General features: G+C 72.2%; 28 protein-coding genes and 2 tRNA genes. 17 read left to right on the top strand and 13 right to left on the bottom strand.

Going from position 1 to position 25,577, the window contains the following annotated elements; translation table 11 throughout:
• Positions 1-2: 2 nt before the first annotated feature.
• Together LRP67_RS17820 and LRP67_RS17825 are read right to left on the bottom strand one after the other, a co-directional pair.
• Positions 3-2,534: a DUF4153 domain-containing protein gene (locus LRP67_RS17820; RefSeq protein ID WP_231271507.1), complete on the bottom strand. Its 2,532-nt coding sequence runs from the start codon at positions 2,532-2,534 to the stop codon at positions 3-5.
• Positions 2,531-3,232 carry a response regulator transcription factor gene (locus LRP67_RS17825; RefSeq protein WP_231271508.1) on the bottom strand — a complete coding sequence of 234 codons (702 nt, stop codon included), beginning with the start codon at positions 3,230-3,232 and terminating at the stop codon, positions 2,531-2,533. The genes LRP67_RS17820 and LRP67_RS17825 overlap by 4 nt, the downstream gene beginning before the upstream one ends.
• Positions 3,233-3,337: 105 nt before the next feature.
• Here LRP67_RS17825 and LRP67_RS17830 point away from each other — a divergent pair, with 105 nt between their 5' ends.
• Positions 3,338-3,745: a VOC family protein gene (locus LRP67_RS17830; RefSeq protein WP_231271509.1), complete on the top strand. Its 408-nt coding sequence runs from the start codon at positions 3,338-3,340 to the stop codon at positions 3,743-3,745.
• Between the two features lie 21 nt (positions 3,746-3,766).
• Positions 3,767-4,030 (top strand): hypothetical protein, encoded by a 264-nt coding sequence (locus LRP67_RS17835; RefSeq protein WP_231271510.1) that lies wholly within the window; start codon positions 3,767-3,769, stop codon positions 4,028-4,030.
• On the opposite strand, the gene LRP67_RS17840 is transcribed toward LRP67_RS17835, so the two are convergent.
• The 4 genes from LRP67_RS17840 to LRP67_RS17855 are packed head-to-tail and all read right to left on the bottom strand — an operon-like array spanning position 4,027 to position 6,274.
• A complete protein-coding gene (locus LRP67_RS17840) occupies positions 4,027-4,329 on the bottom strand; it encodes a hypothetical protein (protein WP_231271511.1) in 303 nt (100 codons plus the stop codon). The two genes, LRP67_RS17835 and LRP67_RS17840, sit on opposite strands and share 4 nt — an antisense overlap.
• Positions 4,330-4,339: 10 nt before the next feature.
• Positions 4,340-4,963 (bottom strand): energy-coupling factor transporter transmembrane protein EcfT, encoded by a 624-nt coding sequence (locus LRP67_RS17845; RefSeq protein ID WP_231271512.1) that lies wholly within the window; start codon positions 4,961-4,963, stop codon positions 4,340-4,342.
• Positions 4,960-5,655: an energy-coupling factor ABC transporter ATP-binding protein gene (locus LRP67_RS17850; protein WP_231271513.1), complete on the bottom strand. Its 696-nt coding sequence runs from the start codon at positions 5,653-5,655 to the stop codon at positions 4,960-4,962. Before LRP67_RS17850 ends, LRP67_RS17845 begins: the two co-directional genes overlap by 4 nt.
• Positions 5,656-5,665: 10 nt before the next feature.
• Positions 5,666-6,274: a biotin transporter BioY gene (locus LRP67_RS17855; RefSeq protein WP_231271514.1), complete on the bottom strand. Its 609-nt coding sequence runs from the start codon at positions 6,272-6,274 to the stop codon at positions 5,666-5,668.
• Positions 6,275-6,372: 98 nt separating this feature from the next.
• Between LRP67_RS17855 and LRP67_RS17860 the strand changes: the two genes are divergently transcribed.
• From LRP67_RS17860 to LRP67_RS17870, 3 genes are all read left to right on the top strand, one after another.
• Positions 6,373-6,945, top strand: a complete 573-nt coding sequence (locus LRP67_RS17860) for a TetR/AcrR family transcriptional regulator C-terminal domain-containing protein (RefSeq protein ID WP_231271515.1) — start codon at positions 6,373-6,375, stop codon at positions 6,943-6,945.
• A gap of 248 nt (positions 6,946-7,193) precedes the next feature.
• Positions 7,194-8,420 (top strand): HNH endonuclease signature motif containing protein, encoded by a 1,227-nt coding sequence (locus tag LRP67_RS17865; protein ID WP_231271516.1) that lies wholly within the window; start codon positions 7,194-7,196, stop codon positions 8,418-8,420.
• Positions 8,421-8,564: 144 nt separating this feature from the next.
• Positions 8,565-8,957, top strand: a complete 393-nt coding sequence (locus LRP67_RS17870) for a hypothetical protein (RefSeq protein ID WP_231271517.1) — start codon at positions 8,565-8,567, stop codon at positions 8,955-8,957.
• A gap of 10 nt (positions 8,958-8,967) precedes the next feature.
• Here the strand turns inward: LRP67_RS17870 and LRP67_RS17875 are convergent, their stop codons facing one another.
• From LRP67_RS17875 to LRP67_RS17885, 3 genes are read right to left on the bottom strand one after another with little or no spacing between them, the layout of a single operon-like run.
• Positions 8,968-9,306: a hypothetical protein gene (locus LRP67_RS17875; protein WP_231271518.1), complete on the bottom strand. Its 339-nt coding sequence runs from the start codon at positions 9,304-9,306 to the stop codon at positions 8,968-8,970.
• Positions 9,303-10,160, bottom strand: a complete 858-nt coding sequence (locus tag LRP67_RS17880) for a 3-methyladenine DNA glycosylase (protein WP_231271519.1) — start codon at positions 10,158-10,160, stop codon at positions 9,303-9,305. Before LRP67_RS17880 ends, LRP67_RS17875 begins: the two co-directional genes overlap by 4 nt.
• Before the next feature lie 22 nt (positions 10,161-10,182).
• Positions 10,183-10,968, bottom strand: a complete 786-nt coding sequence (locus LRP67_RS17885) for a hypothetical protein (RefSeq protein ID WP_231271520.1) — start codon at positions 10,966-10,968, stop codon at positions 10,183-10,185.
• 105 nt (positions 10,969-11,073) lie between these two features.
• Here LRP67_RS17885 and LRP67_RS17890 point away from each other — a divergent pair, with 105 nt between their 5' ends.
• The 5 genes from LRP67_RS17890 to LRP67_RS17910 all read left to right on the top strand — a co-directional run bounded on the left by LRP67_RS17890 (position 11,074) and on the right by LRP67_RS17910 (position 14,602).
• Positions 11,074-11,883, top strand: a complete 810-nt coding sequence (locus LRP67_RS17890) for a fumarylacetoacetate hydrolase family protein (protein WP_231271521.1) — start codon at positions 11,074-11,076, stop codon at positions 11,881-11,883.
• Positions 11,880-13,373: a glutamate--tRNA ligase gene (gene gltX, locus LRP67_RS17895; RefSeq protein WP_231271522.1), complete on the top strand. Its 1,494-nt coding sequence runs from the start codon at positions 11,880-11,882 to the stop codon at positions 13,371-13,373. Before LRP67_RS17890 ends, gltX begins: the two co-directional genes overlap by 4 nt.
• The gene (locus LRP67_RS17900) at positions 13,373-14,311 is read left to right on the top strand and encodes a CPBP family intramembrane glutamic endopeptidase (protein WP_231271523.1); all 939 of its coding nucleotides are present in this window, start codon (positions 13,373-13,375) and stop codon (positions 14,309-14,311) included. Before gltX ends, LRP67_RS17900 begins: the two co-directional genes overlap by 1 nt.
• Before the next feature lie 55 nt (positions 14,312-14,366).
• Positions 14,367-14,438: transfer RNA gene (locus LRP67_RS17905), tRNA-Gln, on the top strand.
• A gap of 91 nt (positions 14,439-14,529) precedes the next feature.
• Positions 14,530-14,602 (top strand) — tRNA-Glu (locus LRP67_RS17910).
• Between the two features lie 63 nt (positions 14,603-14,665).
• On the opposite strand, the gene LRP67_RS17915 is transcribed toward LRP67_RS17910, so the two are convergent.
• Positions 14,666-15,760 (bottom strand): LCP family protein, encoded by a 1,095-nt coding sequence (locus tag LRP67_RS17915; RefSeq protein WP_231271524.1) that lies wholly within the window; start codon positions 15,758-15,760, stop codon positions 14,666-14,668.
• A 206-nt stretch (positions 15,761-15,966) separates the two neighbouring features.
• Between LRP67_RS17915 and LRP67_RS17920 the strand changes: the two genes are divergently transcribed.
• The gene (locus LRP67_RS17920; protein WP_231271525.1) at positions 15,967-17,466 is read left to right on the top strand and encodes an AlkA N-terminal domain-containing protein; all 1,500 of its coding nucleotides are present in this window, start codon (positions 15,967-15,969) and stop codon (positions 17,464-17,466) included.
• A gap of 1 nt (position 17,467) precedes the next feature.
• Entirely contained in the window at positions 17,468-17,947 is a 480-nt protein-coding gene (locus tag LRP67_RS17925) for a methylated-DNA--[protein]-cysteine S-methyltransferase (protein ID WP_231271526.1), read from the top strand.
• Between the two features lie 127 nt (positions 17,948-18,074).
• Here the strand turns inward: LRP67_RS17925 and LRP67_RS17930 are convergent, their stop codons facing one another.
• Positions 18,075-18,797 carry an IclR family transcriptional regulator gene (locus LRP67_RS17930; RefSeq protein ID WP_231242254.1) on the bottom strand — a complete coding sequence of 241 codons (723 nt, stop codon included), beginning with the start codon at positions 18,795-18,797 and terminating at the stop codon, positions 18,075-18,077.
• A gap of 167 nt (positions 18,798-18,964) precedes the next feature.
• Between LRP67_RS17930 and leuC the strand changes: the two genes are divergently transcribed.
• The 3 genes from leuC (at position 18,965) to LRP67_RS17945 (ending at position 21,848) form a co-directional block, all read left to right on the top strand.
• Positions 18,965-20,386 (top strand): 3-isopropylmalate dehydratase large subunit, encoded by a 1,422-nt coding sequence (gene leuC / locus LRP67_RS17935; RefSeq protein ID WP_231271527.1) that lies wholly within the window; start codon positions 18,965-18,967, stop codon positions 20,384-20,386.
• A 1-nt stretch (position 20,387) separates the two neighbouring features.
• Positions 20,388-20,987: a 3-isopropylmalate dehydratase small subunit gene (leuD, locus tag LRP67_RS17940; protein ID WP_231242256.1), complete on the top strand. Its 600-nt coding sequence runs from the start codon at positions 20,388-20,390 to the stop codon at positions 20,985-20,987.
• Between the two features lie 228 nt (positions 20,988-21,215).
• Positions 21,216-21,848 carry an HU family DNA-binding protein gene (locus LRP67_RS17945; protein ID WP_231271528.1) on the top strand — a complete coding sequence of 211 codons (633 nt, stop codon included), beginning with the start codon at positions 21,216-21,218 and terminating at the stop codon, positions 21,846-21,848.
• Between the two features lie 46 nt (positions 21,849-21,894).
• Here LRP67_RS17945 and cofC read toward each other — a convergent pair whose 3' ends face one another.
• Positions 21,895-22,524 carry a 2-phospho-L-lactate guanylyltransferase gene (gene cofC, locus LRP67_RS17950; protein WP_231271529.1) on the bottom strand — a complete coding sequence of 210 codons (630 nt, stop codon included), beginning with the start codon at positions 22,522-22,524 and terminating at the stop codon, positions 21,895-21,897.
• 72 nt (positions 22,525-22,596) lie between these two features.
• Between cofC and LRP67_RS17955 the strand changes: the two genes are divergently transcribed.
• Both LRP67_RS17955 and LRP67_RS17960 read left to right on the top strand, forming a co-directional pair.
• On the top strand, positions 22,597-23,361 hold the full coding sequence (locus LRP67_RS17955; RefSeq protein WP_231271530.1) for a 1-acyl-sn-glycerol-3-phosphate acyltransferase: 765 nt from the start codon (positions 22,597-22,599) through the stop codon (positions 23,359-23,361).
• A complete protein-coding gene (locus LRP67_RS17960; protein ID WP_231271531.1) occupies positions 23,358-24,362 on the top strand; it encodes an NAD(P)H-dependent glycerol-3-phosphate dehydrogenase in 1,005 nt (334 codons plus the stop codon). Before LRP67_RS17955 ends, LRP67_RS17960 begins: the two co-directional genes overlap by 4 nt.
• Before the next feature lie 113 nt (positions 24,363-24,475).
• On the opposite strand, the gene LRP67_RS17965 is transcribed toward LRP67_RS17960, so the two are convergent.
• Positions 24,476-25,552, bottom strand: a complete 1,077-nt coding sequence (locus tag LRP67_RS17965) for a PLP-dependent aspartate aminotransferase family protein (RefSeq protein WP_231271532.1) — start codon at positions 25,550-25,552, stop codon at positions 24,476-24,478.
• Positions 25,553-25,577: the final 25 nt, after the last annotated feature.

Here is a 25,577-nt window from a genome sequence, read left to right on the forward strand (position 1 = left end):
TCCTAGAAACAGCGGGCGTCCGGGGGCAGCGGGTCGCTCAGGTACGGGGCTGCCCGGTGCCGGCCGAGGTTCCAGGAGAGCCAGTCGTCGTCGGCGGGCTCGCGCCCAGCGAGCGCGCAGGCGGCCTCGTCGGCGGGGAGCTCGGCAAGGACGGGGACCGCGTCGTCGGAGAGGCCGCGCAGGTAGGCCCAGTCGACCTTGCCGGTCTCGGCGTACCGGTCCAGGTTGTGGCGGGCGATCCAGGCGTCGGGGTTGATCGCGGCCAGGGCGAGCAGGAGGCCGGCGCCGCTGAGCAGCGCGGCGCGGGGCAGCCACGCCGCGCGCAGCGTCACGCCCGCGCCCATGACGCCGAGCACCAGCAGGCCGAGCCAGCCCTCGAAGACGTCGACCAGCAGCCGCAGCCGGGTGAAGCCGTAGGCCTCCTGGTAGACGTGCATCCGGTAGAGCGCGGAGACGACCACGACCAGCGTGAGCACGCAGAGCAGGCCCAGCGCGCCGCGCAGCCAGGCGCGGTCGGCGGGGGTCACGCGCGGCGCCTTGCGGGCGGCGGCCCAGACGACCAGCAGGGTCAGGGCGGTCGCGACCGTGAGCTGGCCGAAGCCCTGGTGGACGTACTCGGCGTAGGTGAGCCCGGTGGTGCGCTCGAGGTAGTCGTGGCCGCCGAAGACGACGGTGGCCTGCGCGAGCAGGAACACCACGAAGACGGCGTCGACCAGCAGCACCGGCGCCAGCCACTCGTAGCGGTGGGCGACGGGGCGAGGCGGTCCGCCGCGGGACTCGAGCCGCGGCGGGTTGAGGGCGAGGTACGCCGCCGCCAGGACCAGGCCGCCCACCGCGACGGTCAGGAAGGACCGCAGCACGAACGACTCGAGCTCCAGGTCGGGTACGAGCGCGCCGACCCACTCGGAGAAGACGGCGTCGGCCGAGGCGAAGAGCAGCCCGAAGACGAGCAGCGCGAGCACCGACCACACGACGGTGCGCAGCGCCGCCGCGCTCGCGCTGAGACCGGCCACCCCGCGCAGCGAGCGGCCGAGCCAGGGGAGGCCGCGCAGCCCGGCCAGGGGCCAGGCGATGCCGGCCAGGACGAACGCCGGCAGGGTGCGGCCGTGGACGACCCCGGCCACGCAGACCGCGCCGCCGGCGAAGAGGCAGAGCAGCACGATCCAGTCCGCGTCGCGCACGGCCACGGTCGACGCCAGCAGCGCGCAGAGCGCCGCACAGGCCAGCGTGAACGGCGAACGGCGGTGCACGCTGACGGCCAGGATCACGCCGCCGGCCGCGAGCAGCAGCGCGAATGCGCCGAGACCCGGGTCGCGGTAGGGCAGCACGACGGCGGCCAGCAGGCCCACCGCGAGGCTGGCCAGCACCGCGCGCAGGTTGCCGGGTACGGCGTCGGGCCAGAATCGGCCGAACAGCACGTCCAGCGCGGGCTGGGGAGCCTCGGTCACCGGCCACGGGGCCGTCGCGGGCGGCGCCTCCGGAGGGGGAGTGGGGGAGGCCGGGGAAGCAGCGACAGCCGAGGCGGTGCTCCTCCGCGGCTCGAGCGGCAGGTCCACCCGCACCCGGGCGCCGGTGCGGGGCGGCTGCGGATCGACGAAGTGGATGGAGCCGCCGTGCAGGTCGGTGACCCAGCGGGCGATCGCCAGCCCGAGCCCGGTGCCGCCGCCGCCCTCGGCCTCCGAGAGGGTCCCGAAGCGCTCGAAGACCCGGTCCCGGTCGGCCGCGGGGACGCCGGGGCCGTCGTCGGCCACCTCCAGCCGCCAGCCCGTGGCGGTCTCGGCCGCGCTGACGGTGACGACGCCGTCACGCGGGCTGTGCCGCGAGGCGTTGTCGAGCAGGTTGGCGACCAGCTGGTGCAGGCGCGACGAGTCGGCCTCGACGCTGAGGGTCGGCGAGACCTGCACGTCGTAGGTCACCTCGCGTCCGGTCGCCCGCGACTCGGCGACGGTCCGCTCCAGCAGGTCGCGCACCGGCACGGGGGCGGTGGCGAGCGGCGCCTCGCCAGCGTCGACGCGGGCGAGGTCGAGGAGGTCGGAGGCGAGCGCGGACAGGCGCTCGGCCTGGTCGAGGGCGGTGCGCAGGGCGACGGGGTCGGGCTCGGCGACGCCGTCCGCGAGGTTCTCGAGTACGGCGCACAGTGCGGCGAGCGGCGTACGCAGCTCGTGGCTCACGTTGGCGACCAGCTCGCGCCGCTGGCGGTCCACGTCGGCCAGGTCCTCCGCCATCCGGTTGAAGGCGCGGGCCAGCTCGCCGACCTCGTCGCTGGAGGTGGCCGTGACCCGGCCGGAGTAGTCGCCGCGGGCCATCCGCCGGGCCGCCGCGGTCATCTCGCGCAGCGGTGAGGTCATGCCCACCGCCAGCAGCTGCGTGACTCCGAGGGCCAGCGCCACCGTGACCGGGAGGTAGAGCCAGACCGGGACGTCGCTGGCGGCGCCGGCCGCCGCGACCACCGCCGCCACGGTGACGCTGACCGCCACGAGCACCCCGAGCTTGACCTTGACCGAGGTCACCTGGTCCAGCAGTGGACCGCTCACGCCGGGTCCCCGGGCTCGAGCGCGTAGCCGACGCCGTGCACCGTGCGCACGCGGTGGGCGCCGATCTTGGCGCGCAGCGCCTTGACGTGGCTGTCCACCGTGCGGGTGCCCGACGCGCCCGACCACCCCCAGACCTCGGCGTACAGGTGCTCGCGGGTCAGCACGGTGCGGGCGCTGCCGGCCAGGCACAGCAGCAGGTCGAACTCGGTCGGCGTCAGATGCACCTCCTCACCGCCCACGCGGACCCGGCGCGCGCCCTCGTCGATGCTCAGGTCGCCGAGGTCGCCCAGCTTGGTGGGGGAGCGCTCGGCCAGCTCGGCGGCGCGCTCGACGCGTCGCAGCAGGGCGGCCACGCGCGCGAGGAGCTCGCGCATGCGGAACGGCTTGGTGAGGTAGTCGTCGGCCCCGACGCCGAGCCCGACGAGGATGTCGGCCTCGTCGTCGCGCGCCGTGAGCATGAGCACCGGGACCGGCCTCGCGGCCTGGATCCGCCGGCACACCTCGAAGCCGTCGTAGCCCGGGAGCATCACGTCCAGCACCACCAGGTCGGGCGAGGTGTCCGCGCACAGCGCCACCGCCGACGGCCCGTCCCAGGCCTGCGCGACGTCGTAGCCGGACCCGCGCAGCCGGTCGGTCACGGCCTGGTTGATCACCGGCTCGTCCTCGACGACGAGGATCAACGGTGCGGTGACGGCCATGAGGCGAGCCTAGAAGCGCGACCGGCCCGGGGACGCGGACGACTCGTGAAGGTTGTGTGCAGGTCACGGGTAGCGCTCCGAGCGCCGGAGTAGGAGGCTGGTGCGATGACCGAGCTGACGCCGTACCTCTGCGTGTCCGACTGCGAGATCGCCGTCGACTGGTACGTCGAGTCACTGGGCGCCGTGGTCGTCTACCCGCCGATCGTGATGCCGGACGGTCGCACCGGCCACGTGGAGCTCGCGGTCGATGGCGCGCGCTGGATGATGTCGGATGAGTTCGTCGAGCTGGGCGTCATGGCACCCGACCCGTCGCGCGGCGCCGCGGTGACCCTGCACCTCACGGTCACCGATGTCGACGCGCTCTGCCGCCAGGTGGTCGCGGGCGGGGTCGAGCTGGACCGCGGGCCCGAGGACAGTCCGCCCGCCGGCCGGGTGGCGGTGTTCCGGGACCCGTTCGGGCACCGGTGGTTCCTGAACCAGCCCGCGCCGGAGGATGTCGGCGCCGGGGCCTAGGCTCATGCCCGTGAGTGGACGATGAGCAAGATGGACGGCCTGCGCGCGATGCGCGAGGCAAAGTACGCCGCGGCGCAGAAGGCGGCCAAGGCATCCAAGCCGGCCGCGCGGCCGAAGGTGGCTCCCGACGCGAAGCCGTCCAAGGCGGCCGCGGCGGCCAAGGCCCTGGCCTCCGACCCGGGCCCCGCGGCCGCGAGCGAGGAGCTGTGCGGCCACCGCAACATGAGCGGGCGCACGTGCACCCGCGAGGCCGGCCACGCGGCCAAGAGCCACCGCTACTCCTAGGCGATCCCCCAGGTCGCGCGGAACTCTGCGGGGCTCATGCCGGCGAGCTGCTGCTCGACGTGGGCGCTGATCTGCGCGGCCTCCTCGGGGGGACCGACGGGCACGCGCAGCACCTCCACCCCGTCCGCGCGGCGGCGTACGACGACGTCGCCGGCCGACGACAGCTCCGAGGGCGCCGAGAGCACCGATGCGACGACGTCCACCGCGAGGATCGCGGCCCGTCGCAGCCGTCCTCGGCGGAGCGTCTCCAGCACGTGGGCGTAGACGTCCCCGGCCAGTGCGGGCTCCTCGGCGGTCACGGGCGCAAGGCTAGAGGAGCTGGTCGTCGCCGATGCCGCGGGCGTGGAGGGCGTCGCCGGTCTCGTGGGCGCGGGCGACGACCCGGACCACGAACGGCGTGAGGTAGGCGCGGGGATGGCGGCCTAGCCCCCGGGCGCGCGCGGCGTCGCGGGTCTCGAGCGCCAGCGCGACGGTGCCGGGCAGCGCCTGGATCGCGAGCGCGAAGGTCAGGGCGACCCGGTCGGGGTCGACGCCGATTCGTTGTAGCGGCCGGATCCAGCGCACCAGCGCGTCGAGCATCGCGTTGACCGGGGTCGTGGCACTGACGAGCACGGCCGCGAGCGCGAGCGCCAGCAGGTCGACGAGGGTCTCGACGGCCTTGTCGCGGCCGTACCACCACCACTGGAGCCCCGCGACGAACACCGCGAAGACCAGCACGACGCGCGCGGCCCGGACCAGCACGCCGAGCCGGACCCGCGCCAGCAGCGCGAGCCCGAGCGCCACCGCGAGGAAGCCCCAGGACGCGCGCACGTCGCGGACCAGGACGACGGCCAGGCTGAACGCCCCCAGCCCGAGCACCTTGGCGCCGACCGGCAGGCGGTGTAGGAGGGTCTCGCCGGGCTGGTAGACGCCGACCAGGATCGAGCCGCTCACGGAGCGGCCGCCGCGACGTAGTGGTCCACGGCGGCGCGGGCCTCGCCGTCGAAGACGACGCGGGCGCCGTCCACGACGAGCACCCGGTCGCAGCGGCGGGCGAGCTCGAGGTCGTGGGTGACGAGCACCAGCTGCTGCTCCAGCCCGAACAGCAGCTCCGAGACGCGGCGGGTGTTGGCCAGGTCGAGGAGCGTGGTGGGCTCGTCGGCGACCAGCACCGACGGCTCGGTGGCCAGGACCCCGGCGAGCGCGAGCAGCTGCTTCTGGCCGCCGGACAGCGCGTGCACGCTGACGTGGGCGTGGTCGGCCAAACCGAACCGCTCGAGCACCGCCAGCGCCAGCTCGCGGCGCCGGCCCGCGTGGCGCTCCTTCTTGCGCAACGACAGCTCGACGTCCTCGACGCAGGTCGGCATCACCAGCTGGGCGGCGGGGTCGGTGAACGCGAACGCCACCAGCCGGCGTACGGCGGAGCCCTGGCGCGCGACGTCCAGCCCGTCGACGAGCACCCGTCCCGCGGTGGGGGAGACCAGGCCATTGAGCAGCCGGGCCAGCGTGGACTTGCCGGAGCCGTTGGCGCCGATGACGCCGACGCGTCGCTCGGTGAGCGTCAGGGTGGTGGGGGCGAGGATGGTGCGCTCGCCGTCGGGGACGTCGACCGTGACGGCCGCGCCGTCCAGCTCGATCCTCGCCATGGCGCGGAGACTAGCGGCGGGGATGGAGCAGCTGCGGGAAGGCCCGGTGCACCTCGGCGGCGATCAGCGCGACGAGCGTCGTCTTGACCAGGTCGCCGAGCCAGAACGGGGCGTCGTAGGCGACCGCGTCGGACCACGGCACGTCGAAGAAGAGCTTCATCCCGACGATGCCCATCGGGTGGACGACGAGGACGCTGCCGGCGATCGAGCACAGGAAGACGAACACGGCGCGGGTCTTGCGCGCGCGCCCGGCGGCGTACTTGACCAGGAAGCCGGCGAGGGCGGCGGCGATGGGGAAGGACCACAGGTAACCCGCGCTGGCGCCGGTGAAGACGCCGAGGCCGGAGGAGTGCTCGGCGAAGACCGGCAGCCCGATGGCGCCGAGGCCGAGGTACAGCGCGGCCGCCAGGAAGCCGCGCACCGGCCCGAGCAGGCAGCCGGCGAGCATGATCGCGAAGCTCTGCAGGGTGATCGGCACCCCCGCGCCGCCGACCGGGATGGCGCCGACGTAGGCGCAGGCCGAGATGAGCGCGGCGAACGCCGCGATCAGGGCCAGGTCCGTGGTGGACAGTCGCGGGCGCCGCTCGCTGCGAGTGTCGGGGGTCTCGGTCACGCTCATGCCTGGTCCTCGGGATCGGCACCTGAACGGTGGTCAGGTGAACGACGTTCAGGCTAGGGTGAGTCCGCCGCTGACGTCAACGAGGTGAGAGGACCTACATGCGCTATCACCGCCAGGACGTCGTCGAGCGGGCGATCGAGGTGCTCGACCGCTACGGGCTCTCGGACCTGACGATGCGCCGCCTGGGCAGCGAGCTCGGCGTGCAGCCCAGCGCGCTCTACCACCACTTCGCCAACAAGCAGAGCCTGCTGGCCGCCGTCGCCGACGAGATCCTCGCGCGCGGGGAGCGGTCGGTGCCCGAGCGGCGGTGGGACGCGCACGTGGTCGCGGTGTGCACCCAGCTGCGCGACGCCATGCTGGCCTACCGCGACGGCGCCGACCTCGTGGCCACGGTGCACGCGTTCGGCCTGGGCGCGTCGGCGCCGTACGACGCACTGCTCGCCGCGCTCGCCCGCGGCGGCTTCCCGGACGACCTGTCGCGCACCGCCGCCCGTACCCTGCTGCACTTCGTCTTCGGCCACGCCATCGACGAGCAGGCGCACCTGCAGGCCGGCAGCGCCGGCGCGATCGACGACGAGCCTCGCGACGCCTCCGACTTCGACCTCGGCCTGGCCCTGGTGGTCGACGGCATCCGACTGCGCCAGCCCACCGACCTCCACCAGCAGCTCTAAGAGCACGCTCCTGCTGGTGAGTCGGGAAGCAACCTCGACGTAGGGCGGTCAGGTCGCGGGGTCTCGAGGCTCAGGCGCCAGGGCGCCTTCGCACCTCGACCACCGAGGGCTCCCTTCGGTGGTCGAGGTGCGAGCGAAGCGAGCCTCGAAACCACCACGCGAAGAGGGTCGAAGAATCCTCAGATCCCCTGTTGATAAAGGGGATTCTCGACCCCGCGACTGTGGGTGGCGGGTGCTTGAGTAGACCCATGAGCAGCCCCGCCACCCCCACCGCGAGCCACCCCGTGGCCGCCGGAGTGGCGCGGCTGCGTGACCAGGTCGCCGACCTCAACCAGACCCCGGTGTGGTCGATGACCCCCACCGAGACCGCCCAGGCGCTGGGCGACGCGACCCGGCTGCGCGCTCAGGCCGACGAGCTGACGCTGCGCCTGGCCGCACACGCCGAGGCCACCCAGGTCGGCCTCGACACCGGCGCCACCACGACCGCGGTCCACTGGGCCAACACCACCCGCCAGACCCAACGCGAGACCGCGAGCAAGATGAAGCTCGCCAAGGCGTTGGAGCACCATGAGACCGTCGCCGAGGCGCTGGCGAAGGGCGTGATCCTCACCGACCAGGCCCAGGTGATCGTGGAGGCTGTCGACGCGCTGCCCGAGGGCCTGCAGCCTCAGGTGCGCCTCGAGGCCCGTGCCCACCTGCTGGCCCAGGCCGCGCACCACGACGCCAAAGCCTTGCGGATCCTGGGCAGACGGATCCTCGACGTCCTCGCCCCCGAGGTCGGCGAAGCACAGGAGGCCAAGGCCCTCGAAGTCGAAGAACGGCGTGCCGAGCAGAAGGCCCGGCTCACGCTGCACGACGACGGCCACGGCACCACCTACGGACGGTTCCAGGTCCCCACCCATGTCGCGGACCGGTTCCGCAAGCAGCTCGGCGCGATCGCGAACCCGAAGGCCGGCGGTGAAGGGTCCAGCCCGCACGGCATGGGGCTCGCCCTGATCGAGTACGTGCAGCGCTACCCGACCGACGGGCTGCCACAGTCCGGTGGAATGGACGCCACCGTGGTGGTGACGATGACCCTGGAGACCCTGATGGGTGGGCTGAAGGCGGCCCAGCTCGACACCGGGACCCGGATCAGCCCCGCTCTGGCCCGCACGCTGGCCTGCCAGGCCGGCGTCATCCCCACCGTGCTCGGCACCCGGTCCCAGGTCCTCGACCTGGGACGCAAGGCCCGGTTCCACACCAAGGCCCAACGCATCGCGATGGCCGTGCAGCACGGCGGCTGCTACGCCGAAGGCTGCGAGAGACCCTCGGCGTGGTGCGAGGCCCACCACCTCACGCCGTGGTCCCAAGGCGGCGACACCACGGTCGAGGACGGTGCCCTGCTCTGCCGACGTCACCACACCCTGGCCCACCGCCCCCACTACGACATGACCCAGCTGCCCGGCGGCAAGGTCGCCTTCACCAAGCGCGAGTGAGCTGCCTGCCCGAGAAGCACAGCGCTGTGCAGGCACGTCGGGATCATGATGCCCATGACCATGAGGGCCGTCTCATATTCGGCTCATGAGCCGCTCATCCGCCCGCCGGAGCATGGAGTCATCAACCGAGCCAAGGAGAACCTCATGTCGAAGTCCCGCAAGGCCACCGCCGCCCTCGCTGCCGCCGCCCTCGTCGCCACCCCGGTGGCGATGATCGCCGGTCCGGCCCAGGCCGACGGGCCCGAGCAGAAGCGCGAGTTCCGTCTCGCGGGCGCCGACGTCGACTTCAAGGTGGAGAAGGACGACGGACGCTTCGACGTCGAGGTGAGCATCGACCGCGCCCGGCCGGGGAGCAGGTGGCGCGTCGTCCTGCGTCATGACGGACGGGTCTTCGTCAACTCGGTGCGCCGGGCCGACCGCGACGGCGAGATCGACATCGACCGGTTCCGCCGCGACACCGCCGGCGCGGATGTCTTCAAGGTTCGGGTGAAGAAGGTCGGCGGCGGGGCCAAGGAGCGCACCATCCGGATGCGCTGACCCCGCCGGCTCAGGTCGCCGGGTCGGAAAGAAGCAGGGGGTCGAGGTCGGTGTCCACGACGTCGTAGTGGTCGACGTGGAGGTCCTTCTCGACGAGGAGGTCGTCGTCGCCCGGATAGAAGACAGCGACCTCGGGCTCGTCACCGGCGAAGCGCCGGACGTCGTCCATGGACTCCCACAGGGAGAGGGTGACGACCTCGACGAGGTCGCCGACGGCTCGTCGCAGCACGACGACGCCGAGGTTGCCGGGGGTGGCGCGGTAGTCCCGCACTCCGGTGCTGCTCTGATGGGCCAGGTAGGCGCCGGCGTCTTCGGGCCGGACGGCTCCTCGCCATCGACGCAGGATCATGGTGCTGCTCCTTCTCCCAGTAGGCGTTCGCACTCCGTCACGAGCCGCTCCCGCAGCGGCGCGCCCCGCTCGGCGAAGGAGCGCTGCGCCTCGACGTAGGCCGCCTTCCCCTCGGGCGTCTCGATGCGCACCGGCTCGAAGCCGAGGTCGGCGAGGTCGTACGGCGCGGCGCGCATGTCGAGCTCCCGGATGTCGCGGGCCAGCTCGAAGCAGTCGGCCACGAGGTCCGAGGAGATCATCGGGGTGAGCCGGAAGGCGTGCTTGTAGAGGTCCATGCCGGCATGCAGGCAGGCCGGCTGTTCGTACGCCGGGCGGTCGTCGCGGCCGGGGGAGAGGGTGTTGAGCGGGCGGGCCGCCGGGGTGAAGAAGCGGTAGGCGTCGAAGTGCGAGCAGGCGACCTTGTGGGACTCGACGACGGCGTCGGTCTCGGCGCCACCGAGGCGCAGCGGCCAGTCGGCGTGCCGGGTCTCGTCCTCGGCGAGGCGGTAGACCATCGCCCACTCGTGCAGGCCGAAGCAGCCGAAGTGGGGCGGCCGCGCGGCGGTCGCGGAGAGCAGCGCGTGGATCGACTCGACGAGCGGGCGCTGGGAGGCGAGGAAGTCCGGGGAGACCGTGCCGTCGACATAGCCCTTCAGCCCGTCGTACTCGGGCGCGTCCTGGAGGGTGACGCCGAAGCCGGGGTGCCAGCGGCGCAGCTGGGCGGGTCGCTGGGAGTAGTAGGTGAAGAGGAAGTCGTGCACCGGGTGCTTCACGCGGGCGCCGCGCCGCTCGAGGTGGGGCCGGACGAACGCATCGACCCGGGCCGCGTGGGCGCGTGCCCGCGGCTCCCACGACGAGCGTCCCAGCAGCTGCACCGAGCCAGCGTAGAACGGCGGCTCAGTAGCCGCAGTCGCCGGGCAGGCCGCGGGAGAGCGTCGCCTCGCGGGCGGCCCGGCCGCCGACGTGCAGCTCGCGCAGCAGCCGCACGAGCGCCGGCGCGTCCGGGAGCAGCCCCAGGCGCAGCTCGATCCCGGGCTGCGGCGGGACCCGGTCCACCGGCAGGATCGACCGGCGGGTCCGGTGCCGGTAGCTCGGTGCGCCCGTGGCGGCGCTGATCCGCACCGCTGCCCACCGGGTGCCGAGGTGGGCGTAGTCGACGACGCCGATGTCCTCCCACGCCAGCTCGACCAGGACGCCGGCCCCGTCGTACACCAGCCGGTCGGCGCTGAGCAGGAACGACGGCGCGCGCAGCCACACCTGCCACATCTGGACCGCGAGGAGCAGCAGGCCGACCGCGAGGACCGCCGGGACCGCGGCGTGGGTGAGCCGGTCGCGGTACGAGAGCGCCCCGAAGCCCAGGCCCAGGGCGGCCGCGGTCAGCACCAGTGCGACGGCGGGAGCGGCGCCGGGCGCGCCCAGCCGCAGGCGCCAGGCCGGCCGTGCGTCGAGCCGGTCGGGCGACCAGCGCTCGCGTCCTCCGCCCAGGCTGAGCAGCATCATCCACGACACCGATCCACCGAACAGTGCCAGCGCCACCATCGCAACCCGGCCCTCCGGCTCGGTCACGGCGGTCCACGCCGCACCGGCGCACATGAAGGCGGTGATGCCGGCGGTGAAGAGGACCGCCGGCGCGCGCCGGTACCAGGGGCGAGAGGTCGTTGAGGGCTGGCGTACCGCGGGCACGCCGCGAGCCTATCCGCGTGCCCGGGTCGCCAGCTGCCGGCGGAACGGCGGCTGCCCTCCCGATCCGGATGGGGAGGACCAGGCACCGGTCGCTAGGCTCGAGAGGTGCGCATCGTGAGGTTCACCACCGGTTCCGAGCCGTCCTACGGTGTGGTCACGGGCGAGGTCGACGAGTTCGGCCAGCCGGCCGACGACAGCGTCATCGTCGCGATCGCCGGCGACCCGCTCTACGTCGGGATCTCCCTGCTCGACCAGGAGCACCGGCTCTCCGACGTCAAGCTGCTGGCGCCGGTGCTGCCGCGCAGCAAGGTCGTCGGGATCGGGCGCAACTACGCCGCGCACGCCGCCGAGCTGGGCAACGACCTGCCCGCCGAGCCGTTGATGTTCCTCAAGCCCAACACGAGCGTGATCGGTCCCGACGACCCGATCTACTACCCACGCCAGACCCAGGACCTCCACTACGAGGGCGAGCTCGCCGTCGTCATCGGCCGGATCTGCCGCGATGTTCCCCCCGAGCAGGCCACCGACGTCATCCACGGCTACACGATCGCCAACGACGTCACCGCGCGCGACCTGCAGCGCAGCGACGGTCAGTTCACCCGCGCGAAGGGCTTCGACTCCTTCTGCCCGCTGGGCCCCTGGATCGAGACCGACCTGGATCCGCAGCACTTCAGCGACGGGGTGCGGCTGCAGACCCACCTCAACGGCGAGGTCGTGCAGGACGGCTCGACGGCCGACATGATCTTCGACATCCCGGCGCTGATCGCGCACGTGTCCAGCGTGATGACGCTGCTGCCCGGCGACGTCATCCTCACCGGCACCCCCGAGGGTGTCGGCCCCATGGAGGTGGGCGACGAGGTCGAGATCTCGATCGCCGGCCTCGGCACCCTCACCAACAAGGTGGCAACACGATGACCGACCCCGTCCTGGGCGATCTCGCACCCGAGCAGGTGCGCGTCCGCTTCCCCCCCAGCCCCACCGGCTTCATCCACGTCGGCAACGTGCGCAGCGCGCTGTTCAACTGGGCCTTCGCCCGCCACTACGGCGGCACGCTCGTCCTGCGCATCGAGGACACCGACCTCGCGCGCAACACCGACGAGGGCTACGCCTCCATCCTGGACTCCCTGCGCTGGCTGGGGATCGGCTGGGACGAGGGCCCCGAGGTCGGCGGCCCCTATGCGCCGTACCGGCAGAGCGAGCGCTTCGGCATCTACGCCGACGTCGCGGCCCGGCTGCGCGAGGGGGGCAAGGCCTACGACTGCTACTGCACGACCGAGGAGGTCGACGCGCGCCGCAAGGCCGCCGGCTCGAAGATCCAGGGGTACGACGGCCACTGTCGCGAGCTGTCGGACGCGCAGCGTGACGCGTTCCTGGCCGAGGGGCGCCGCCCGACGCTACGGCTGCGCATGCCCGACGCCCCGATCACCTTCGACGACCTGGTGCGCGGCGAGATCACCTTCCTGCCCGAGCACGTCCCGGACTTCGCGCTGCTGCGCGCCAACGGTGATCCGCTCTACACGCTGGTCAACCCCGTCGACGACGCGCTCATGGGCATCACCCACGTCCTGCGCGGCGAGGACCTGCTCTCCAGCACGCCGCGGCAGATCGCGCTCTACGAGGCGCTGCAGGACCTCGGCGTCGGCAACGGAGCCCCGCGCTTCGGCCACCTGCCGATCGTCATGGGCGAGGGCAACAAGCGACTCTCCAAGCGCGACAAGGGCTCCGGGCTCTCCGAGTACGTCGAGCGCGGCTTCCTGCCCGAGGGCCTGCTCAACTACCTGGCCCTGCTCGGCTGGGGGATCGCCGCGGACCGCGACGTCTTCACGATGGAGGAGATGGTCGAGGCGTTCGACATCCGGCGGGTCAACCCCAACCCGGCCCGCTTCGACCTGAAGAAGCTCGAGGCGATCAACACCGCCCACATGCGCCGGCTCTCGGTCGAGGACATCACCCACCGGGCGATCCCGTTCCTCAAGGCGGCGGGGGTGGTCTCCGATCCGGTGTCGGACGCCGACGCGCAGCTGCTGGAGCTGGCGATGCCGCTGGTCGCCGAGCGCATCAACACCCTCTCCGAGGCGCCCGCGATGCTCGGCTTCCTGTTCGTGGACGAAGCCGCCTTCACCCGGGACCCCGCCGACGCCGAGAAGCTCCTGAACGACGACGGCCGCGCGGTCGTCGCCCGCGGTCTCGCGCGGCTGGAGTACCTCGAGGAGTGGTCGGCCGCCGCCATCCAGGAGACGCTGCAGTCCGAGCTCGTCGACGGGATGGGCCTCAAGCCTCGCGTGGCCTTCGGACCGATACGCGTCGCCGTCACCGGCCGGCGCGTCTCGCCGCCGCTCTTCGAGTCGATGGAGCTCCTCGGACGTGAGCGCAGCCTGAGCCGGCTGCGCAGCGTGCTGGTCTGATGGAGCCACTGGGCTACCACCGGCTGCAGCGTGCCGTCCGCTGGGCGTGGTGGCGGCCGCTGGTCGGGGTCGTCGCCGTCGTGGCGCTGGTCTTCGCCCTCCAGCTGGTCGTCAGCCTGGCCGTGACCGTGCTCCTCGTCGTGCGGGGGACCTCGCCCGACGACGCGCTGGACCAGCTCTCCGGCATCGGCGAGGTCACGCCGGCGTACCTCGCCGTCATCAACCTGGGCTGGGCGGTGGCCATCCCGGCGGTCTGGCTCGTGGCGTGGGCGGTCCACCGCCTGCGACCGGGCTGGCTGGCGTCGGTCGGCGGGCGGATTCGCTGGACCTGGCTGGTGGCCTGCTTCGGCCTCGCCATGCTGGCCCTGATGGCGACGGTGATCGTCGGGGCGTTCGTGCCGGCGCAGGACGTGGAGACGTCGGGCAACCTCAACGAGTTCACCCGCCAGACGCGGGACTTCCTGCTGGTGATCGTGCTGCTGACCCCGCTGCAGGCGGCGGGGGAGGAGTACGCCTTCCGCGGCTACCTGACCCAGGCCGTCGGCGGGGTGTTCCGCAGCCCGCGGCTCGCCATGGTCGCCGCGGTCGTGGTCCCCGCCCTGCTGTTCGCTCTCGCCCACGGCGCGCAGGACCCGCCGATCTTCGTCGACCGGCTCGCGTTCGGCCTGGTGGCCGGGGCGCTGGTGATCCTCACCGGCGGCCTCGAGGCCGGGATCGCGATGCACGTCCTCAACAACTTCCTGGCGTTCGGAGCGGCGCTCGCTTTCGGCGACATGACCTCCGCGCTGAACCCCACCGGCGGCACCTGGTGGAGCCTCCCGGTGACGCTGACGCAGTCGCTGGTCTACCTCGGCCTGGCCGTCTGGGTGTCGCGTCTGATGGGCGTCCGGCGCACCTGGGAGCAACCCGTTTTGGAGCCGATCCGACCTCGCGTGTAAGGTTTCTCGTCGGCTGCTGAAGCACTGGCGGAGACGCTGAACAGCAGTAAAACCATGGGATATGGTGTAATTGGCAACACGACTGGTTCTGGTCCAGTTATTCTAGGTTCGAGTCCTAGTATCCCAGCGAGATCCCGGTGGAGACCGGGATTTTGTGCGGCAGACTCCCTTCGATAGTCTGGCGCAGCACCACCAGCAACATCAGCAGCATCACGTTGGCCCCCGTTGTGTAGCGGCCTAGCACGCCGCCCTCTCACGGCGGTAGCGCCGGTTCGAATCCGGTCGGGGGTACAGCAGAAGGGCCTTGAGCGGCGGAGACGCTGCTCAGGGCCCTTCTTTGTCTTGTCGTCACCGTCAGGTGCAGAGGCCGGCCTGGCGGCGGGCCTCGGCTCGCTCCTCGGCCGCCCCGGGGGCCGACCCGCCGCCGGGCGACGCGGAGCCGCTGGGCGTGCCGACCGGCTCGTCGGCGCTGAGGCTGTCGCCACTGAACGCCCGGCCGAGCGGGCGGTCGTGGCGGATGCGCTTCCACAGGTCCTCTGCCTGCTCGGTCCAGACGAGCCGGTTGGGGTCGGGCTCGTACTCCGCGAACGGCACGGTCACGAACTTGATGTCGTCGAGACCGGTGGAGCGCAGGTCCATCGCGAGATCGACCAGGGCCGGGAGGTTGGCGAGCTCCTCGTCGAGCTGCAGCGACTCGGTGGCCGCGTCGAGGAACTTGAAGACCCGGTCCGGCCTGGAGAGCGTGCGGCCGGAGACCACCTTGTTGATCATCGAGGCGATGAAGGCCTGCTGGCGCTTCATGCGACCGATGTCGCCGGTGAGCGACAGGACGTAGCGCTCGCGGACGTAGTTGAGGGCCTGGCGACCGGTCAGCGTCTGCGTGCCGGCGTCGAAGTGGATGTTGTGCTTGTCGTCGTCGACGTCCTTGGGGATGCAGACCTCGACGCCTTTGACCGCGTCGACCATGTCCTTGAACCCGTTGAAGTCGACGACGACCTGGTGGTCGATGCGGATGTCGGTGAGCCTCTCGACCATCTGCACGGTGCACAGCGGCCCACCCAGCTTGTAGGCGTCGTTGAACATCGCCATCTTCTCGCCGGGCACCTTCTCCCCGTCGGGGAGCAGGCACTCGGGCCGGTCCACCAGCGCGTCGCGCGGCAGGCTCACGCCGTAGGCGTCTCGACGGTCGGCAGAGATGTGGAGCAGGATCGTGGTGTCCGAGCCGCCGGCACCCGCCTCCCGGTCGATCCGGCAGCCGTCACAGTTACGGGTGTCGTCGCCCATCACCAGGATGTTGATCGGCTGCTTGGGGCCCTCGACCTCGACCTTGTCGGGACGCTCGACCTCGTCGGGGATCGCGGGCAGCGCCTCGATGTTGCCGTTGAGCTGGTGGTAGGCGAAGGAGACTCCGACTCCGGTGAGCAGCGCCAGCACCAGCTGAGTCACCACGATGACGCGGAGGACCGTACGGCGATGCGGGGTATGCGGGGACGCCGGGTCGTTCGTCGGCGCCGTCGGGTCGTCGGCCACGTTCACATCATCACAAACCCCTGGGCACGGAATGTGACGCCCGCGGTTTCAACCAGGTTTCCGAGAGCGGCCCCCGTGTCCGATTCCCGCCAGTGCCGGGCGGTGTCGTGGGGGATGATGGGGGCATGCGGACGAAGCAGCGGTGGGACCCGGAGTCCTGCTACCGCGCCGTGAAGTCCCGTGACCGCCGCTTCGACGGGGTGTTCTACACCGCGGTCCGCACCACCGGCATCTACTGCCGCCCGTCCTGCCCGGCGCGCACGCCGGCGTTCGCCAACGTCAGCTTCCACGCGAGCCCCGCCGCGGCGCAGGCCGCCGGGTTCCGCGCCTGCAAGCGCTGCCTGCCCGACGCGACTCCGGGCAGCCCCGACTGGGACGTCGCCGCCACGGCGGCCGGTCGCGCGATGCGGCTGATCGCCGACGGCGTGGTCGACCGCGAGGGCGTCGACGGGCTGGCTCGTCGGGTCGGTTACACGCCGCGCCACCTGTCGCGGCTGCTCGTGGCCGAGCTCGGTGCCAGCCCCCTCGCGCTGGCCCGAGCCAAGCGCGCCCAGACCGCGCGGGTGCTGATCGAGACCACGGACATGTCCTACGTCGACATCGCGTTCGCGGCCGGCTTCTCCAGCGTGCGCCAGTTCAACGACACCGTGCGCGAGGTCTACGCCGCCTCGCCCACCGACCTGCGCGGGCGGCGGGGCGGCCGGCGGACGACGGGCGCGGTGACGATGCGCCTCGCGGTGCGCACGCCGTTCGCCGGCCGCGCGCTGCTGGCCTTCCTGGCCCACCACCTGGTCCCGGGCGTCGAGGTGGCCGGGCCCGGGTGGTACGCCCGCACGCTCGACCTGCCGCACGGTCCGGGGACGGTGCGGCTCGACGTGGACGACGCCGCCGAGCCGGGGGAGACCGCCTTCGCGACCGCGACGTTCGCGCTGCACGACCTGCGCGACACGGCGGCCGCCGTCGAGCGCGCACGCCGGCTGGTCGACGCCGACTGCGACCCGCTCGCGGTGGCTGACCACCTCGCCGGTGACCCGGTCGTGGGCCCGCTGGTCCGCGCGACCCCCGGGCTACGGGTCCCCGGGCAGGTGGACGGCGACGAGGTCGCGGTCCGCACGGTCATCGGCCAGCAGGTCAGCGTGGTCGGAGCGTGCACGGTCACGGGCCGGATCGTGGCGGCCCACGGCCGCCGGGTCGACTCCGACATCCCCGGGCTCACGCACCTGTTCCCCGATGCCGCCACGCTGGCCGCGGTGGACCCGGAGTCGCTGCCGATGCCGCGCGCCCGCGGTCGCGCCGTCGTCGCTCTCTGCGCCGCGCTCGCCTCCGGTGCGGTGGCGCTGGACCGCGGCCCGGACCGTGACGCCGTACGCGGGTCGCTGCTGGCGCTGCCGGGGATCGGCCCCTGGACGGCCGACTACGTGGCGATGCGGGCGCTCGGCCACCCCGACGTCTTCCTCCCGACCGACGTCGGGGTGCGCCAGGCGCTCACGGATCTCGGGCAGGCACCGGCCGCCGTGGTCGCGGCCTCCGGCGCGTGGCGCCCCTGGCGTTCCTACGCCTTGATGCACCTGTGGAACACCCTGATGCCGGCCGTCGCGCCGGCGCTGCCCCACGAGGAGAACTGACATGTGGACGACCCTGGACTCACCCGTCGGCGAGCTGCGGATCGTCGAGCACGGCGGCGCGATCACCGCGATCGAGTTCTCGCCGTACGCCGCCGCCGACGGCCGCGTGCGCGGCACGCGCGATGACGCCCATCCGGTGCTCGTCGAGGCGGTCCGCCAGCTGAGTGCGTACTTCGCCCGCGACCTGAAGGAGTTCGACCTCCCGTTGGCTCCCATCGGCACGGCCTTCCAGCAGCAGGTGTGGGCGCAGCTGGTCGGCATCCCCTACGGCCAGACCGCGTCGTACGGCCAGATCGCCGCGCAGCTCGGTCGCACCAACGCGGCGTCGCGCGCCGTCGGTCTGGCCAACGGCAGCAACCCGATCCCGATCGTCATCCCGTGCCACCGGGTCATCGGCGCCAACGGCACCCTCACCGGCTACGCCGGCGGCGTCGCCCGCAAGCAGACCCTCCTCGAGCTCGAGCAGGATGCCTTGTTCTGAGCGGTGCGCGGAGCGCACCGACCAGAAGGGCAAGCAGGTCGAGCGCGAGCGCGACCGACGAAGGAGGTCGCGACCGAGCTGTCGAGACCCGGTGAGCCGCACGCCGACCGCGGGACTCGACAGGCGCTCAGTCAGCAGCGGCCCGGCGCAGCGACTCCGAGAGTCGCTCGGCGGCGGCGAGGACGGCGGGGGCGTGCATGCGGCCGGGCTGTCGGGAGAGGCGCTCGAGCGGCCCGGAGACCGAGACGGCGGCGATGATCTTGCCGCCGGGGGAGCGGACGGGCGCGGAGACCGAGGCCACCCCCTGCTCGCGCTCGCCGACGGACTGGGCCCAGCCCCGGCGGCGGATGCCCGAGAGAGCGGCGGCGGAGAAGGCGGCGTTCTGTAGGCCGCGGTGCATGCGCTCGGGGTCCTCCCAGGCCAGCAGCACCTGGGCAGCCGAGCCGGCGCTCATGGTCAGCTGCGAGCCGACGGGGATCGTGTCGCGCAGGCCCGAGGGGCGCTCGGCGGCGGCCACACACACGCGGTGCTCGCCCTGGCGGCGCCAGAGCTGGGCGGACTCGCCGGTGATGTCGCGCAGCCGGGCCAGCACCGGGCCGGCGGTCGCCAGCAGGCGGTCCTCGCCGGCGGCGGCGGAGAGCTCGGCGAGCCGGGGGCCCAGCACGAAGCGGCCCTGCATGTCGCGGGCGACCAGCCGGTGGTGCTCGAGTGCGACGGCGAGGCGGTGGGCTGTGGGTCGGGCGAGACCCGTGCCGGCCACGAGCCCGGCGAGCGTCGCGGGCCCGGACTCGAGCGCGGTCAGCACCAGCGCCGCTTTGTCGAGGACGCCGACACCACTGGAGTTGTCCATATGGCAATACTGCCGTCTCAGATCATGGGATGCAAGTGAGTGGGACGGTTCCGAGTCGGCGTGTCGAGGCGCGGTGTCCACATTGCAAGATTCGAATCTCAGATCATGGGACGAAGGCGTAGCGTGGTTCGAGCACGAGACCCGCACGTCACGAAGGAGTGGAAGTCATGGGCAGGACATTGTCCGAGAAGGTGTGGGACGAGCACGTCGTCCGATCCCAGGCCGGAGAGCCGGACCTGCTCTACATCGACCTCCACCTCATCCACGAGGTGACCAGTCCGCAGGCGTTCGACGGTCTCCGCCTCACCGGGCGCAAGGTCCGCCGCCCGGACCTCACGCTGGCGACGGAGGACCACAACGTCCCGACGCTCGACTGGGACAAGCCCATCGCCGACCCGGTCTCGCGCACGCAGGTCGAGACCCTGCGCAAGAACGCCGCGGAGTTCGGCGTTCGGCTGCACCCGCTCGGTGACGTCGAGCAGGGGATCGTGCACGTCGTTGGCCCGCAGCTGGGCCTCACCCAGCCGGGCATGACGATCGTCTGCGGCGACAGCCACACCAGCACGCACGGCGCGTTCGGCGCCATCGCGTTCGGCATCGGCACCTCCGAGGTCGAGCACGTGCTGGCGACGCAGACCCTCATGCAGGCCAAGCCCAAGACCATGGCCGTGACCATCAACGGCAGCCTGCCGCCCGGCGTCACCGCCAAGGACATGGTGCTCACGCTGATCGCCAAGACCGGCACCGGCGGGGGCCAGGGCTACATCGTGGAGTACCGCGGTCAGGCCATCGAGGAGCTCTCGATGGAGGCCCGCATGACGGTGTGCAACATGAGCATCGAGTGGGGCGCGAAGGCCGGGATGATCGCTCCCGACCAGACCACCTTCGACTACATCGAGGGCAAGCCCGAGGCCCCGAAGGGTGCCGACTGGGACGCCGCCGTCGCTCACTGGAAGACCCTGGTGACCGACGAGGACGCCACCTTCGACGAGGAGATCGTCCTCGATGCCAGTGAGATGACCCCGTTCGTCACCTGGGGCACCAACCCGGGGCAGGGCGTCCCGCTCGGCTCCGCGGTGCCAGATCCCGCCAGCTTCGACGACCAGCAGGACCGCGTCGCCGCCGAGCGGGCCCTGGAGTACATGGCGCTCGAGGCCGGCACCCCGATGCGGGAGGTCAAGGTCGACACCGTCTTCGTGGGCTCCTGCACCAACGGGCGCATCGAGGACCTGCGGCTCGCGGCAGAGATCATCCAGGGCCACACCGTCGCCCCCGGCACCCGCTTCCTGGTCGTGCCGGGCTCGGCGCGCGTCCGCCTCCAGGCCGAAGCCGAGGGCCTGGACGCGGTCTTCAAGGAGGCCGGCGCCGAGTGGCGCGGGGCGGGCTGTTCGATGTGCCTGGGGATGAACCCCGACACGCTGGCTCCCGGCGAGCGCAGCGCGTCGACGTCCAACCGCAACTTCGAGGGCCGCCAGGGCAAGGGTGGTCGCACCCACCTGGTGTCCGTGCCGGTCGCCGCGGCGACCGCCGTACGCGGCACTCTGTCCTCGCCCGCCGACCTCGAGCCCGTCACCGTAGGGGGCAACTGACATGGAGAAGTTCTCGACGCACACCGGTGTCGGCGTCCCGCTGCGTCGCAGCAACGTCGACACCGACCAGATCATCCCGGCCGTCTACCTCAAGCGGGTGACCCGCGACGGCTTCGAGGACGGGCTGTTCAGCGCCTGGCGCAACGACCCCGGCTTCGTCCTCAACAACGAGGCGTACGCCGACGGCTCGGTGCTCGTCGCCGGACCCGACTTCGGCACCGGCTCCTCGCGCGAGCATGCCGTGTGGGCGCTGCAGAACTACGGTTTCAAGGCCGTCATCTCACCGCGCTTCGCCGACATCTTCCGGGGCAACTCCGGCAAGGCCGGGCTGCTCGCCGCCCAGGTCGACGAGAAGGTCGTCCAGCGCCTCTGGGACTACCTCGAGGCGAACCCTGGTGCGGTCGTCACGGTGGACCTGGAGTCACGCACGGTCCGTGCCGGCGAGGGCCCTGAGGCCATCGAGGACTCCTTCGACATCGACGACTACACGCGGTGGCGCCTCCTCGAGGGGCTCGACGACATCGGAATCACCTTGGGCAACGCCGACGACATCACGGCCTACGAGTCGTCGCGCCCGAGCTGGAAGCCGGCCACGCTCTAAGTAGCTTTTCCCAACCAGGGTTGCGGATTCTCGTGGGTCAGCGCCGGTGCTCATGCTCTTTCGAGCCGCAATTCCGCGTGGCTGAGGGGAATTCCTCGAAAGCGCGCCGGAAAATAGGTGGTGCATTCGTCGGCGTGGTGATTGTGGCGAACGCCACTGATGCCTAGCGTGCGTTGATGAAAGTCGAGCGAATGTCTCGGCACCACCAGTTCATTGGAAGGGAAGCTAGTGAACAAGTCACAGCTCATCGACGCACTCGCAGCGCGCTACGAGGGCAACCGCAAGGCAGCGTCCCACGCCCTCGAGTCCGTGCTGGACACGATCACGCGTGAGGTCGCCAAGGGCGAGAAGGTCGCCATCACCGGCTTCGGGTCGTTCGAGAAGCGGATCCGTGAGGCCCGCTGGGTGCGCAACCCGCAGACCGGCGCGCGGATCAAGGCCAAGAAGACGGCGGTGCCGAAGTTCAGTGCCGGAGCGGACCTCAAGAACGTCGTCTCCGGCGCGAAGAAGCTGCCCAAGCTGACGGTCGGTGCCGCGACGCCTGCGGCCAAGAAGGCGGCCGCGACCGCCAAGAAGGCCGCCCCTGCGAAGAAGGCGGCCCCGGCCAAGAAGGCCGCTCCCGCCAAGAAGACCACCGCGAAGAAGGCGGCACCGGCGAAGAAGGCGGCTCCCGCCAAGAAGGCCGCTCCGGCCAAGACCGCCGCCAAGAAGGCGACGCCGACCAAGACCGCCGCCAAGAAGGCCACGCCGGCCAAGAAGGCGGCGCCCGCCAAGAAGACGGCGGCGAAGAAGGCGGCTCCGGCCAAGAAGACCACCGCCAAGAAGGCGCCGGCGAAGAAGGCTGCCGCCAAGAAGTCCTGACCCGCTCAGCCGACGGGCCGTCCTCCTTCGGGGGCGCGGCCCGTCGTCATGTCAGGTCGAGCTCGGCGGATAGCGCCTGCGAGGCGGCGCCCACACCGAGCGCGAGGGCGGCGCGTAGGCCGTCCACGTCGTCGACGTCGCGTCGCAGGGACGGCAGGTCGAGGCCGAGCTCCAGGGCGCCGGAGACCAGGTGGGCGTGGCGCGAGTCCGGTCCGAACTGCGGGTCGAACTGGTCGTACGGCGCCGTGTACGTCGTCGTGCCCACGCCGTCGGCGTCGGCCACGAAGGACGGTCCCTGCGCATCGAAGGACGCGAGCGCACGATCCAGCTCACCGGGGCGCAGCGCGGGGAGGTCGGCGAGCAGGGCGGCAGGGGTGAGCTCGGGCCAGCGTCGCCGGGCCTCCGCGACGGCCTGCCGCAGCGCGGAGTTGAGGTCTGTCGTGTCGCCGTCCGGGACCGTGGCGCAGCCCAGGTCGCCCAGCTCGCGCGCGAACGCCGCATCGTCGGTGGCGACGAGGACCTGGGCGACGTGCTCGGCGGCGAGACAGGCGGTGACCGTGTCGAGGGCGAACGCGCGGGCCAGCCCACGACGGCGTGCGTCGTCGAGGCCGACGAGACGCGACTTGCCGAGGGCGGGTGGCTTCACCGGCACGATGACGACGTACGACGAGACCACGCCACGATCCTGCCAGGCGCGTCGCGGAGGCGATGGGGTGGTCCCGGTCACCTCGGCGAGTAGCGTGCTCCCGTGAAGGTTCGTGTGCGCAAGTTGCAGGAGCGACGTGGCTGGGCGTTCGGCTTCGCCGTCGCCATCGTCAAGCCCGCGCTCCTGGCGACGACGACCCATGAGTGGATCGACGGCCACAAGCTGCCGGAGTCCGGCGGGTTCGTGCTGGTCCTCAACCACGTCTCGCACCTGGACCCGCTGACCGCGGCACACCTGGTCTACGACCACGGCCGGATCCCGCACTACCTGGCGAAGTCCGGACTCTTCAGGAACCGCGCGTTGGGCGCCTTCCTGCGCTCGGCCGGGCAGATCCCGGTGGAGCGCATGAGCCGCGGCGCGGCGGGAGCGTTCGACGCGGCGGTCACCGCGGTGCGCGAGGGCAGGTGCGTGGTGGTCTACCCCGAGGGCACGCTGACCCGCGACCCTGACCTGTGGCCGATGGCCGGCAAGTCCGGCGCGGCGCGGATCGCGCTCGAGACCGGCTGCCCCGTGATCCCGGTCGGCCAGTGGGGTGCGCACGAGATCCTCTACCCCTACGCCACGAGGCCCGACCTGTTCCCCCGCAAGAGGATCACCATGAAGGTGGGCGACCCCGTCGACCTCTCCGACCTGCTCGAGCAGCCGCTCAGCGCCGCGGCGATCCAGGAGGCGACGAACCGGATCATGGCGGCGATCACCGCCCTCGTCGAGGATGTCCGCGGCGGGCACGCGCCCGCCGTCAGGTTCGACCCGCGCAAGGCCGGCATCAGGCCGACCGGCAACCCCCACAAGAAGGACAAGGCGTGAGCAACAAGGTAGCGATCCTCGGTGCCGGTTCCTGGGGCACCGCCTTCTCCATCGTCCTGGCCGACGGCGGCAACGACGTCACGATCTGGGGCCGCCGTGAGGAGGTCTGCGCGAGCATCAACGAGCAGCACGAGAACGTCGACTACCTGCCGGGCATCCAGCTGCCGCCGGCCGTCTCGGCCACCCATGACCCCGAGGAGGCCCTCGCCGGAGCCGATGTGGTCGTGCTGGCGGTCCCTTCGCAGTCGCTTCGCGACAACCTCGTCGAGTGGGCGCCGTACGTCGACAAGGACGCGGTCATGGTCTCGCTCATGAAGGGCGTCGAGCTCGGCACGCTCAAGCGGATGAGCGAGGTCATCGCCGAGGTGACCGGCGCCGGACCCGAGCGGATCGCGGTCATCAGCGGGCCCAACCTCGCCAAGGAGATCGCGCGCCGGGAGCCGGCCGCCTCGGTCGTCGCCTGCCAGGACGAGGGCGTCGCGCGGATGCTGCAGAAGCGCGTGCACTCGGCGGCGTTCCGCCCCTACACCAGCGTCGACGTGCTCGGCTGCGAGCTCGGTGGCGCGTACAAGAACGTGGTCGCCCTCTCGGTTGGCATGGCCGTCGGCCTGGGCTTCGGCGACAACACGACCGCCTCGGTCATCACCCGCGGCCTGGCAGAGACCGCCCGCCTCGCCATGAAGCTCGGCGCCAACCCGCTGACGCTCATGGGCCTTGCCGGCCTGGGCGACCTGGTCGCCACCTGCTCCTCCCCGCTCTCGCGCAACCGCACCTTCGGCGAGAAGCTCGGCCAGGGCCTGACCACCGAGGAGATCGTCGCCTCCACCCGTCAGGTCGCCGAGGGGGCCAAGTCCTGTGCCTCCCTGCTCGCGCTCGCCGAGCGCTCCGGAGTCGACGCCCCCGTCGCCCACCACGTCGACGCCGTCGTCGCCGGCACGATGACCGCCAAGGACATGGTCGACGCCTTCATCGCCCGCGACACCAAGGCCGAGACCGACTGACCGAGGCGCGAGGTCGGTCGGTCTGATGGTGGTCGAGCAGGGACCGCGGCCGAGGCACGAGGCCGCGACGGAGCGTGTCGAGACCAGGCGACCAAGATGCGAGGACGCAGGTCCTAAGGCACCAACGTGTCCAGCGCGGCGGCCAGGTCGTGCCAGAGGTCCTCGACGTCCTCGATGCCGACGGAGAGACGGACCAGGCCGTCGGGGATGGTGACAGGCTCGGCCTTCCAGCGGCGACGCCGCTCGAACGTCGACTCGACACCGCCGAGGCTGGTGGCATGGACCCACAGCCGGGTCTTCTGCACCAGGAGGTCGGCGGCCAGCGCCTCCCCGGCGAGGACGATCGAGACGATCCCGCCGAAGCCCGGGTAGCGGGTCTCGGCGACCGCGGGGTGCTCGCGCAGCCGGGCGACCAGCTCGGTGGCATTGGCCTGGGCCCGCTCGACGCGCAGGTGCAGCGTGCGCAGGCCGCGCAGGGCGAGCCAGGCCTCGAGGGTGCCGGGGGTGGCGCCCAGCAGGTCGCGACGGCCCTTCAGTACGGCGAACAGCTCGTCGTCGGCGGTGGCGACGGCGCCCATGAGCACGTCGCTGTGCCCGGCGAGGTACTTGGTGGCGGAGTGGACCACGATGTCGGCGCCCAGCGAGAGCGGCTGCTGGAGCAGCGGCGTGGCGAAGGTGTTGTCGACGACGACGTAGGCCCCCTCGTCGTGGGCAGCGGTCGCGATCGCCGCGATGTCGGCGACCTCGAGCGCGGGGTTCGTGGGCGACTCGAACCACACCAGGACGGCGTCGGCGCACGCTGCGATCACGGCCGCGGTGTCGGTGATGTCGACCAGCTCGGTGGTGATGCGGCCGCGAGCCTCCAGGTCCGCCAGCTGCAGCAGCGTGCCGGTGTAGGAGTGCGCGGGGGCGACCACCTTGCCGCCCTGGCCGACCAGGTCGAGGACGGTCGTGACGGCCGCCAGGCCGCTCGAGAACGCCAGGCAGCGCCCGCCCTCCAGGGCGCCGAGCGCCTCCTCGAAGGCGGCCCAGGTCGGGTTGCCGTAGCGGCCGTACTCCAGGCTGCCGCCGGCGACGTAGGTCGAGGTCATGGTGATCGGCGTGTTGAGCGGCTGGTCCGGCTCGTGGGGCGGCCGTCCGGCCGTGACGGCGAGCGTGGCGGGCTGCAGGTCGGGCGCGTCCTCGGGCATGCCGGAAGCCTAGGTGGATTAGGGT

The sequence above is a fragment of the Nocardioides sp. cx-169 genome (genome assembly GCF_021083605.1).
GTDB lineage: Bacteria > Actinomycetota > Actinomycetes > Propionibacteriales > Nocardioidaceae > Nocardioides.